We start from the raw sequence: 11895 nt of genomic DNA on the forward strand, positions 1-11895 counted from the left end.
CCGCGGGCCACATTCCTCTTGGTTTTCGTAACCGGTTGCCGGTCACCGCAGATCGGGCTGCGTGAGCGCCAGGAAGGCGCCCAGGTCGATCAGGCCCTCGGGTGTGGCGGGCAGATACTCCGTCAGCGACGGGGAGCGCACGATCACGGCCGCGTACTGAGCTCGACTTACCGCGACGTTGAGTCGATTCCTGTTGAGCAGGAAAGAGATTCCCCGGGGCACCACGTCCATGGACGACACTGTCATCGAGATGAATACCACCGGTGCCTGTGCGCCCTGGAACTTGTCGACCGTGCCGACCCGAACTCCCGCGAGCCCCGCGGCGGTCAACCGGTGACGTAGCAGCGCCACCTGGGCGTTGTAGGGTGCCAGCACCAATACATCGGCGGCGGCCAAGTCGCGGGTGCCGTATTCGTCGGTCCACGAGGCGCCGAGCAACTGGTTGATCTCGGCGATGATCGCGTCGGCCTCCTCGGGGCTTTCGGTCGAATTACCTTGGTGTTGAACCGAAAACAGTTGCACGCCAGGCTGATAGCCGTCGAGGCGGCGGGCGGCTGTGCACTCGTGGGAATGCAGTCTGTCCTCGTAGGAGAGCGCCGATACCGCTTCGCAGACCGCCGGATGCATGCGGTATGACAGGTCCAGGAAGTAGCCGCGTTCGTCGGGCAGCGTGCGCTGACCGTCGACCAGCCACTCCAGCGCGGAGGCGTCCACCGGCTCCGGATGAGTGCCCTGGCTGACTTGCGGCAGCTGCTGGGGGTCACCGAGCAGCAGCAGGTTTGCGGCAGCCGGGGCCACAGCGATGGTGTTGGCCAGACAGAATTGACCCGCTTCGTCGATCACCAGAAGATCCAGGCTTCCCGGCGGTATCCGGTTGGCGTTGGCGAAATCCCATGCCGTTCCGCCGATCACACATCCCGGTGCTTCGGCGAGGAACGCGGCATAGGCGCCGCCGTCGATCTCCCGCCACCGCGGGGCCCGGTGGTCGTTGCGCTTCTTCGCGATCCGTTGGGGATCCAGACCGGCGTCGATCACACAGTCCAGCACGTTCTCCACGGTGGCGTGCGACTGCGCGACCACACCCACCCGCCAGCCGTGTTGGGTGACCAGGTCGTGAATCACGCGGGCGGCGGTGTGCGTCTTGCCGGTGCCGGGCGGACCGTGCACCGCCAGGTATGACGAATCGAGTTCCAGCAGCGCGGCGGTGATGTCGGCGACGATGTCGTCGTTACGCGGGAGGGGAGTGCCGCCCCGGGTGCGGGGCGTGCCCCGCAGCAACACGTCGACGATGGCGCTGCGGGGCAGTTGCGGCAATCCGGGAGCCACCCCGGTCGCGGTCGCCTCTATCGACTCCCGCAGGGCGGTCGTCGGGATGGGCGGCCCCGGTGTCAGGGCGAACGGCAACTGGTGAAAAGTCTTGCCGTCGCTGCCAACTCGTTCGACTACCACCACTTCGGTGGGGACCGCAGGATCGTCGGCCTCGACCACCGATGCCCGCCCGGCCGCCCGCCGGTCCGGGCTGTCGGTCATGCCGGGCGGAGCCGGTGGGTGGTAGAGCGCGAAGACATCGCTCTTCAAGTCGCCGCGCGCCAGCTCGCCGCGCAGCTGCAGCCGCCGCTGCGGTTTGCGCGCGCGTGGGGGCGTGTGCCAGTCGACGCTGACCGACGCGTGCTCGGCGACGAACACATCGGTGTTATCCGCCCACTCGTCGATGGGAAAGTTCAGCCGGTCGAAGTGCGCCCACCAGAAGGGTTTATCCTCGCGCCGGTGGTAGCCGCGGGCCGCCGCCAGCAGTGCCACCGCCGTCTGGTCCGGAGTGCGGTCGTCGACGCCGGCGGCTCCGGCGAACGTCGACAGTGTCACCGCCAGCTGGTCGCGGTCATCGACGGTGTTGCCGTCGGCCACGGCCTGGGCACCGATCGGCACCACGCCGGACTCGTAGGCGCGCAACATCAGCCAGTTCCGCAGTTCCTGAGTCGACCGGCAGTCGTAATGGTTGTAGTCCTCGATCTCCTTGAGCACGGAGGCGGCCTCGTCGCCGCGGCGGTCCGCCTGGAGTTCGCAGTACCTTGCGTAGGAGGTGATCGACGCGGTGGCCGTGGTGACGTCACCCACCCGCAGTTGAGCTCCCATGTAGAGCGGCTCCAGCGCCTTGAGGCTGAATGACTCCGCACCCACGCGAATGCTCCTGCGCACCAACGGGTAAAGGTCGACCAGCGTACCGCTGCGCAGCAGTTCGTCGACTTCGTCCTCGCCCACACCGTAGCGCCCGGCGAGTCGCAACAAGGCCGTCTTCTCGTAGGGCGCGTAGTGGTAGATGTGCATGTTGGGGGGGCGCTTGCGGTGTCTGGCCACCAGCGCCAGAAAGTCGATCAGCGCCTTGCGTTCGTCGGCCCGGTTGTGCGCCCACAGCGGGCGAAACTTGCCCGTCGGCCCGGCTTCCATTACGCCGAACAGATATTCCAGGCCCCACTCGCGTCCATCGGCGGTCCACAGCGGGTCGCCTTCGAAGTCGAAGAACAGGTCGCCGGGGTCGGGCTCGGGTAGCAGGGTCAGCGGCTGCGGGTCGATGACCTCGACTTGCGGAACGTCGGTTTCACGTTGGCGCACTTGCAGTTCGGCCTGGACGGCGAGTTTGTTCAGCACGCTGGCCGCCAGGCCGGGCACGGGTTCGCGAAGGTCGGCCAGGTCGGCGACGGTGCTGATGCCGGCGTCAATGAGCTTGTCGCGCTGGCTTACTCGCATACCGGCCACCAGCAGCACGTCGTCGACCGCCCGCAACTGCTCGAGGCACAGCGGGCAGCGAAAGCAGGCGGCAACGCCCTCGTCGTCCCAGCGGACCGCCGCGCCACCCGCGCGGTGCTCATCGAGCAGGCGTTGCAGGCGGGCTCGCTGCGAGCGGTACACCGGGATCAGGTCGCGAACCCGGTGCCGCACCACGGTTCCATCGCCCAGGCGCAGCTCGGCCTCCGGCGCGACCGGGACACCCGAGGCGGCCAGCGCGTCGGCGTAGGCGGCCAGCTGCAACAGCGCGGTCACCTTGGCAGAGCGGGCCAGCTTGGTGTCCACGACTCGGTACCGCTCGCCGTCGCGCACCAGGAAGTCGGCGAAACCGACGAAGCGGCCGTCGAACATGGCGGCTTGATACACCACGGGCGCCTGGCTGGCGACGGCCCGCCGGGTGGCTTCGGCGGCCGCCGCTAGGCCGGCGGGCGTGTAGGCCGGGCGGCCGATGATCGCGACGGCCTGCCCGAACCGGTCACGCAGCGAGGCGAGTTCGCGTCGCTCGTGTTCGCTACCGAGCTCGAAAGTCCGCGCGAGGAGTTCGTCCTCGACGGTGACGGCAGCGGGCCCGCGGCCCAGCTTTGCATCGAAATCTCGCAGGAGCGCGAATTCGCAGCGCGCCGCGGCGGCAAGATCCGATGCGCTGTAGACGATGCTGTCGCCGGAGACCAACACTGCTGCCACTGTAGGTCAGCGCTCCGACAGGTGAGCGCCCCGCGCGGGCGCGCCCCGGATTAGTGGGCGGGGGTGTTGCCGATGAGTTCGACCGCGTTGCCGTTCCAGTGGAATCTCACGTCGGTGTTCAAGCCGTTGATTCCGCCGGGATAGGTCAGCGCCACGGTGTCGCCCGTCGTCTGCGCCGCGTCAACGCCGTTGAATCCATACGTGTCGGGCACGCCCTGCGGGATGAACTGGCCGAGGTGGAACAGCACCGCGCGGGTGGTCGGACTCACCGCGTTGGTGTTGGCCTTGATGATGATCGCGGATAGCTGCGCGCACTGGTTGTAATTGCCGGCCAGCGGCTCGGGGTTCCAGGGCTGCTGGCTGCGCGGGTCGCGCGGCAGCTCGGAGACCACTTTCGCGATGGTGGGCGAGGCCAGGTTGACGGCGCAGGGATCGGCCGGCGGGGCGTTGCCGGGCGGCGCGGCCGCGGGGACCGTGGCCGGAGCCGTGATCGACGCGACCTCCGAAGTGGTCCTGGCCTGGGGCGTCTTGGCGGCGGTGGAGTCCCCCGAACCGCAGCCGGTCATGGTGAGGGCGATTAGGGCGACAGCGGCCGAGCCGGTCAGTGGCTCGGTACGACACGGCGACGACCACACATCGGGCACCGTACCTTCAACGGGACCGGGACTGTGGCAGGCAGGCCGGGTGTGCCGACGATCACCCGCAGCGCTCAACTCCGTTGAGCTCGCGATCACCACGGGGCCCTGCTGGTGGTGACCCGCAGCGCTCAACTCCGTTGAGCTCGCGATCACCACTAGACTCCTTGGACGATGACCCCCTCGGACAGCTCCACTGAAGCTGCCTCAACGACGTTTGCCGACCTGCAGATCAATCCCTCGGTCTTGCGGGCGATCGCTGACGTCGGCTACGAGTCGCCCACCGGCATTCAGGCGGCGACCATCCCGGCGCTGATGGCGGGCTCCGATGTCGTCGGGCTGGCCCAGACGGGCACCGGCAAGACCGCCGCGTTCGCGATCCCCATCCTGTCCAAGATCGACGTCACCAGCACCGCCACGCAGGCGCTGGTGCTTGCCCCCACGCGGGAACTGGCGCTGCAGGTGGCCGAGGCATTCAGCAGGTACGGGGCCCACCTGCCCAAGATCAACGTGCTGCCGATCTACGGCGGCTCCTCCTACAGCGTGCAGCTGGCCGGGCTGCGCCGCGGCGCCCACGTGGTGGTCGGCACCCCGGGCCGCGTCATCGACCACCTCGAGCGCGGGACACTGGACCTGTCCCACGTCGACTACCTGGTGCTCGACGAAGCCGACGAGATGCTCACCATGGGATTCGCCGAAGAAGTGGATCGCATACTCTCCGAAACCCCGGAATACAAACAGGTGGCGTTGTTCTCCGCGACCATGCCGCCGGCGATCCGCAAGATCACCACCAAGTACCTGCACGATCCGCTCGAGGTCAGCACTAAAGCCAAAACCGCTACCGCCGAGAACATTTCGCAGCGCTACATCCAGGTCGCCGGCCCACGCAAGATGGACGCCCTGACTCGGGTCCTGGAGGTCGAGCCGTTCGAGGCGATGATCGTCTTCGTCAGGACAAAACAGGCCACCGAGGAAGTCGCGGAAAAGTTGAGGGCCCGGGGTTTTTCCGCGGCCGCCATCAACGGAGACATACCGCAGGGCCAGCGCGAGCGCACCGTCGCCGCACTGAAGGACGGCAGCGTCGACATCCTGGTCGCCACCGACGTGGCCGCGCGCGGGCTCGACGTCGAGCGGATATCGCACGTAGTCAACTACGACATTCCGCACGACACCGAGTCGTACGTGCACCGGATCGGGCGTACCGGTCGGGCAGGTCGTTCGGGAACCGCGCTGCTGTTCGTCTCCCCGCGCGAGCGCCACCTGCTCAGGGCCATCGAAAAGGCCACGCGCCAAACGCTCACCGAAACCGCGTTGCCCACCGTCGAGGATGTCAACGCGCAGCGGGTGGCCAAGTTCGCCGATTCCATCACCACCGCGCTCGGTTCGCCCGGAATCGACCTCTTCCGCAAGTTGGTCCAGGACTACGAACGCGAGCACGACACCCCGATGGCCGACATCGCCGCCGCGCTGGCATTGCAATCCCGGGACGGCGACGAATTCCTGATGTCGCCCGAACCGCCGCCGGAGCGCCGTGAGCGGCGCACCGAACGGCGTGACCGTCCCGAGAGGCCGAGGGATGCACGCCCATTGGCCACCTATCGCATCGCGGTGGGCAAGCGGCACAAGATCGGCCCGGGCGCGATCGTCGGCGCCATCGCGAACGAGGGAGGGCTGCATCGCAGCGATTTCGGCCACATCGCGATCGGGCCGGATTTCTCGCTGGTGGAGCTGCCGGCCAAATTGGGCAAGTCGACGTTGAAACGGCTTGAGCACACGCGGATCTCGGGGGTTTTGATCAACCTCCAGCCGGAGCGCTCGTCCAGCACCAAACCCCGCGGCAGAGACGGTGGCAAGCCGCGTAGGAAACACGGCGGATGACGCTGTCCGAAGAGCAAGACGCCCAGGGCGGCCTCGAGCAGACCTCTCGCGTCGACCGGATCGCCTCGCTGACCGGGATTCGCGCGGTCGCGGCGCTCCTCGTCGTCGGCACCCACGCGGCCTACACCACCGGCAAATACACGCACGGGTATTGGGGCCTGGTCGGTTCTCGGATGGAGATCGGCGTGCCGATCTTTTTCGTGCTCTCCGGCTACCTGCTGTTTCGCCCGTGGGTGAAGACGGCGGCCGGTAACGGCACACCGCCGTCCCTCAGTCGCTATGCGTGGCACCGGGTTCGGCGCATCATGCCCGCCTACGTGATCACCGTGTTGTTCGCCTATGTGCTCTACCACTACCGCGATGCCGGGCCGAACCCCGGACACAGCTGGCTGGGGCTGGCGCGCAACCTGACGCTGACGCAGATCTACTGCAACGGCTACCTGGGTAAGTACCTGCACCAGGGGCTGACCCAGATGTGGAGCCTTGCGGTGGAGGGCTCGTACTACGTCGTGCTGCCGCTGCTCGCATACCTGCTGCTGGCGGTGATCTGCCGGCGCCAGTGGCAGCCGAAACGCGTGCTGGGTGCCCTGGCGGGAATGGCTTTGATCAGCCCGGCCTGGCTGGTCCTGGTGCACACCGATCACTGGTTCCCGGACGGCGCACGGCTGTGGCTGCCCACCTATCTGGCGTGGTTCCTTGCCGGGATGATGCTGACGGTGTTGCAGGAGATGGGAGTGCGTGCCTACGGGTTCGTGGCGATACCGCTGGCCGTAATCTGTTATTTCATCGTCTCTACGCCCATTGCCGGCGCACCCACGACCTCCCCGGCGACGCTGAGCGAGGCGCTGTTCAAAACGTGTTTCTATGCCGTCGTCGCCGCACTCGCGGTGGCACCGCTGGCCCTGGGCGACCACGGCTGGTATTCCCAGATACTGGCCAGCCGCCCGATGGTGTGGCTGGGGGAGATCTCCTACGAGATCTTCCTGATCCACCTGATCACTATGGAATTCGCGATGGACTACATCGTGGGCGCGCGGGTCTACACCGGTTCGATGCTGTACCTGTACGTCGCGACGCTGGCGGTGACGATCCCGCTTGCGTGGCTACTGCACCGGTTCACCCGCGTCCGGGATTGAGGCGGCGCCCCCGGTCGGACGCGCAGCCGGGCACCGCCGCGCACCCAGCGGTCCCGGAGTTCTCTTCGCGCGGTAGACAGGCAATGTGCCCGCCTCACAGCGACATCCGCGTTAGCGCGCGAGACCAGCGGAAACAGGTTGTCGCTTGGAGGCGGGCCTTTCCACAGTGATTGGAAAGCGCCCGTCGTTGGCTTAACCGCGCGCAGCGACCGGCGTGACGATCGGGACGACGAACTCTTCGATCATCGCCCGCTCGTCGTCTTCGTCGCGGCCCGGGTAAGTCAGCAGCGAGACGATCACCCGCACCGTCCAGCGGGCCCGGCGTTCGACCACGGCGGGGTCGTCGGGTCCCAGCGAGCGTAGGAATGCCACCGCCAGGGCCGCGATCACGTCGGACTGCCCGGCCAGTTCGCCACCCACCGGTGGTCGGGTGGTGGCGAACCAGAACGCCAGCGCGGGGCTTTCGCGAACCATGCCCAACGTGACGAGGATGCTCGCGACCAGCCGCTCGCGTGGGTCCTCGATATCGCCGGTGCGCGCGATGATTTCGCGGCCCAGCCGGTGGGTTTCGCGGTGGATGTAGGCGGTGCGCAGCGCCTCGCGGTTCTCGAAGTACCGGTACAGCGTTGCGCGGGAACAGCCTGCCGCGCGGGCGATTTCGTTCATGCCGATCGAGTCCGAGTCGCGCTGCGTGTACAGCCGCTCGGCGGCGTCCAGGATCCGGTCGGCGGCCGCTTCAATGCGGTGCGTGCTCAGCCAGTCGGGCATCAGAATCTCACCCGGATGGGCACCGACAGCGGACGGCGGACGTAACTGCCGCCGGCCCAGACGATGCCGGATTCGTCCACGTCGAAGTCCGGGCAGCGCGCCATCAGTTCGGTCAGCGCAACGCAGGACTGCATCCGGGCCGCGGCGGCGCCCAGGCAATGGTGTGCGCCGTGGCTGAACGTCAGGATGTTGCGTGGGCAACGGGTAAGGTCGAGTTCGCCTGCATCCGAACCGTATTGGCGTTCATCACGATTGGCCGAACCGTACAGCAGCAACACCCGGCGCCCGGCCGGGATGGTTGTCTCGCCGACCGTCACGTCCCGGGTCGTCGTGCGGGCCAGTCCCTGCACCGGTGAGGTCATCCGCAGCAGTTCCTCGACCGCGTCGGGAATGCGGCCCGGGGCGTCCACCAGCAGCCGACGTTGGTCGGGCCGTTGGTGCAACAGCGGCATCGAGCCGCCGAGCATGCCGGTGACGGTGTCGTTGCCGCCGGTGACCATGGTGAACGTGAACGCCAGGATCGACAGCGTGCCGGCGATGTCCCCGTCGGCGCCCACCCCGGCGGCCACCAGGTGCGAGATGGTGTCGTCCTCGGGTTCGGTCCGGCGCCGCTCGATCAGCGCGGTGAAGTAGGCCATCATCGACCCGACCGCGTCGCCGACGGTTTCCAGCGCGCCCGCGACCCCGCCCTCGACGGTGTTGGCCGCGACGATCGCCTGGGTCCAGCCGTCGAACTGGGCCCAATCCTCTTCCGGGACACCGAGATAGTGGGCGACCACCATCGACGGCAGCGGTTTGAACAACTCCGCGACGATGTCGCCGCCGCCAGCCGAGCGCAACCCCTCGATGCGCTCCACGACGAACTCCCGGACCTTGGGCTGCACCGCCTCGACCTGTCGCGGGGTGAAGCCGCGCGACACCAGCTTGCGGAACTGCGTGTGCACCGGAGGGTCCTGCATAACAAATGGTGGATTGTCCTGCAGCCCAATCATTTCCAGGTCACCGTAGTTGACGGTCAATCCATGTGCCGAGGAATAGGTTTCGTGATCGCGGGCCGCGGCCCACACGTCGGCGTGCCGGGAGAGCACGTAGTAGTCATCCTCGGGGTGCTTCGCCGGAATGACGTGGTGCACCGGATCGTGATCGCGTAGAGCGCGGTACATCGGCCACGGATTCGGCCACGTGTCGGCGGTGGCGAGCTGGAACTTAACCGGGGCTTCGTGAGACACAACGGCAGCCATGTCTCATTCGTACGACAGTTCCAGCAATATGTCAACCACCTTCGACGCCCGCCCCGGCCAGCCGGGCGCCCGGCCGCGCAGCTAGATACCCGATCCGGGGTTGAGGATCCCCTGCGGATCCAGCGCCTGCTTGATGCGCCGGTTGAGGTCCATCACGTCGGGACCCAGATACCCGGCCAGCCAGGGACGCTTCAACCGGCCGACGCCGTGTTCCCCGGTGATCGTGCCGCCCAGCCCGACGGCCAGGTCCATGATCTCGCCGAACGCCAGGTGGGCGCGTTCGGTCATGTCGGCGTCGGCGGGGTCGTAGACGATCAGCGGGTGGGTGTTGCCGTCACCGGCGTGCGCGATCACCGAGATCATCAGGTCACGTTCCGCGGCGATGCGCGCGATCCCGGTCACCAGCTTGCCCAGCGCCGGGAGCGGCACCCCGACATCCTCGAGCAGCAACGATCCCTTGGCCTCGACGGCCGGGATGCAAAACCGCCGTGCGACGACGAACGCCTCGCCCTCATCGGGATCGTCGGTCGAAAACACCTCCGTCGCAGCGTGTTCCGCGAAGACCTCGGCCATGATTTCGGCGTCCTCGCTGCCGGCGCGGCCGCGCTCGTCCGACCCGGCCACCAACATGGCGGCCGCCCCGCGGTCCAGATCCATGCGCAGGCTGTCCTCGACGGCGTTGATCGCCACCGAGTCCATGAATTCCAGCATCGAGGGCCGAAGCTTCCCGGTGACTCCGAGCACTGCCTCGACCGCGTCCTCGACGGTCGCGAAGCTGGCCACCACGATGCTGGACGCGTTCTGCTTGGGCACCAGCCGCAGCGTCACTTCCGTGACGACGCCCAGCGTGCCCTCGCTGCCGACGAAGAGCTTCGTCAGCGAAAGGCCCGCGACGTCTTTCAACCGCGGTCCGCCCAGCCTCACCGCGGTGCCGTCGGCCAGCACCACTTGCATGCCCAGCACGTAATCGGTGGTGACGCCGTACTTCACGCAGCACAGCCCGCCCGCGTTGGTGGCGATATTGCCGCCGATGCTGCAGATCTCGAACGACGACGGATCCGGTGGATACCACAGGCCGTGCTCGGCGGCGGCCTTCTTCACCTCAGCGTTGAACAGCCCGGGCTGGCACACCGCAGTGCGGGTCACCGGGTCGATGGCGATGTCGCGCATCTTCTCGGTGGAAAGCACGATCCCGTCATCCAGTGCGGTCGCCCCGCCGGACAGGCCGCTGCCGGCGCCGCGCGTCACGACGGGCACCCGGTGGGTGGCGGCCCAGCGCAGCACGGTCTGCACCTCTTCGGTGCGCCGCGGCCGCACCACGGCCAGCGGCTTGCCGGCCGAAGGGTCGAAGGCGCGGTCCTGGCGATAGCCCTCGGTCACCGTTGGGTCAGTGACGACCATCCCATCGGGCAGGTTGGCGATCAGGCTGGCCAGGGCGTCAGAGCTCACGGCCCGATACTAAGCCCGCCCGACGGGCCCGGGTCTTCCGCGAACTCCGGCGGCCGGTCCAGTTCGTGCAGCGACGGCAGCCGGCAGGCGACGAGGCCGATCAACAGGATCGGTATCGCCAGCACCAGGAACGTCACCTTCAGCCCGGCCGCGTCGGTCAGCGGACCGGCCACCATCAAGCCCAACGGGCCCGCCGCGTAGGTCAATCCGGTCATCACCCCGACCACTCGGCCGCGCATCCGCGACGGGGCCCGCGTCTGCATCATGTAGTTGTAGATCGGCTGGATCGGTCCGTAGACCACGCCGGTGACCGCGCACAGCACCAGGATCACCGGCAACGGCGGCAGGAACGCGACGCCGACGGTCGCCGCCCCGAAGGTGAGGGTCGCCGTCAGCACGGCCGTGCGCCGTGAGAGACGTTTCGACAGCGCGGCATAGCCGAGCGCCCCCGCTACGCCGCCGAACCCGATCGCCATCAACGCCCACCCGAGTTGCGCGGGTTGGTGGTGGTCGGAGAAGTACTTCGGAAACAGCACGCTTTCCATCGGCAGGTAAAGCGCGGTGACGGCGAGGTCGATCAGGCCCAGCGTCCGGAGCACCCGCATGTTCCAGACGAAGCGCAACCCTTCGGCGATGCCGGCCATCCAGCCTCCGCGCCGGGTCTCACGCCCCGGCTTACCGATGCCCTCGAGTCGCAGCGACCCGATCGTCAGGAGGGACAGCCCGAACAGTCCGGCCGTCAGCCACATCGTGTTGATGCCGCCTACGGTGGCGATCATCAGGCCGCCGATGCCAGGACCCACGATGAACCCCAGGTTGAGAATCGCCTCGTAGAGGCTGTTGGTTCGGGCCAGCGACCACCCCGCGCGGGCGGCGGCCTCGGGCAGCATCGACTCGCGCGCCGTCGTCCCGGCCGGGTCGAACGCGGCCGCAAAGAAGGCCAGGACGGCCAGCACCGCGAGGTTGAGCGCGTCCACACCGAGCCCCCACGCGATCAGCGGCACGGCTGTCACCGCCGTCCCGGACAGCGAATCGGAGATCAGCGACACATGGCGGCGCCCGAAGAAGTCGACCGCGGCACCGGCGACGAGTGTGGACAGCACCAGCGGCAGCGTCATGGCCAAGGCCACGGCCGCAGCGTCGCGCGCGCTGTTGTGGTGCTGCAGCGCCAGCCATGGAAACGCGACTATCGAGATGCCGCTACCCGCCGTCGCCATCAACGTGGCGAACAGGATGAGAAATGCTGGGCCGCCGCTTTTCATGGGAATATCGCCGCTGAATGTATGCCAAAGCGGTATTTGCGGCGACCCAATTTTTCCA

8 protein-coding genes are annotated in these 11895 nt (G+C 67.7%); 2 read left to right on the forward strand and 6 right to left on the reverse strand.

Annotation, left to right across the window (positions count from 1 at the left end):
* Positions 1 to 42: 42 nt before the first annotated feature.
* Positions 43 to 3459 (reverse strand): TM0106 family RecB-like putative nuclease, encoded by a 3417-nt coding sequence (locus tag AC5Y4H_RS18135; protein ID WP_499983718.1) that lies wholly within the window; start codon positions 3457 to 3459, stop codon positions 43 to 45.
* 59 nt (positions 3460 to 3518) lie between these two features.
* Positions 3519 to 4112: an LppP/LprE family lipoprotein gene (locus tag AC5Y4H_RS18140; RefSeq protein WP_499983720.1), complete on the reverse strand. Its 594-nt coding sequence runs from the start codon at positions 4110 to 4112 to the stop codon at positions 3519 to 3521.
* A gap of 165 nt (positions 4113 to 4277) precedes the next feature.
* On the opposite strand from AC5Y4H_RS18140, the gene AC5Y4H_RS18145 reads away from it, so the two are divergent.
* On the forward strand, positions 4278 to 5981 hold the full coding sequence (locus tag AC5Y4H_RS18145; protein WP_499983721.1) for a DEAD/DEAH box helicase: 1704 nt from the start codon (positions 4278 to 4280) through the stop codon (positions 5979 to 5981).
* Positions 5978 to 7117, forward strand: a complete 1140-nt coding sequence (locus tag AC5Y4H_RS18150) for an acyltransferase family protein (protein WP_499983724.1) — start codon at positions 5978 to 5980, stop codon at positions 7115 to 7117. The genes AC5Y4H_RS18145 and AC5Y4H_RS18150 overlap by 4 nt, the downstream gene beginning before the upstream one ends.
* A gap of 192 nt (positions 7118 to 7309) precedes the next feature.
* Here the strand turns inward: AC5Y4H_RS18150 and AC5Y4H_RS18155 are convergent, their stop codons facing one another.
* From AC5Y4H_RS18155 to tap, 4 genes are all read right to left on the reverse strand, one after another.
* On the reverse strand, positions 7310 to 7885 hold the full coding sequence (locus tag AC5Y4H_RS18155) for a TetR/AcrR family transcriptional regulator (protein WP_499983725.1): 576 nt from the start codon (positions 7883 to 7885) through the stop codon (positions 7310 to 7312).
* The gene (locus AC5Y4H_RS18160) at positions 7885 to 9126 is read right to left on the reverse strand and encodes a cytochrome P450 (RefSeq protein ID WP_499983727.1); all 1242 of its coding nucleotides are present in this window, start codon (positions 9124 to 9126) and stop codon (positions 7885 to 7887) included. Before AC5Y4H_RS18160 ends, AC5Y4H_RS18155 begins: the two co-directional genes overlap by 1 nt.
* An 81-nt stretch (positions 9127 to 9207) precedes the next feature.
* Entirely contained in the window at positions 9208 to 10575 is a 1368-nt protein-coding gene (locus AC5Y4H_RS18165; RefSeq protein WP_499983730.1) for an FAD-binding oxidoreductase, read from the reverse strand.
* Positions 10572 to 11837, reverse strand: coding sequence for a multidrug efflux MFS transporter Tap (gene tap / locus AC5Y4H_RS18170; protein WP_499983733.1), 1266 nt, complete (start codon positions 11835 to 11837; stop codon positions 10572 to 10574). The genes AC5Y4H_RS18165 and tap overlap by 4 nt, the downstream gene beginning before the upstream one ends.
* Positions 11838 to 11895 lie beyond the last annotated feature (58 nt).

The sequence above is a fragment of the Mycobacterium sp. NGS58 genome, assembly GCF_059812385.1.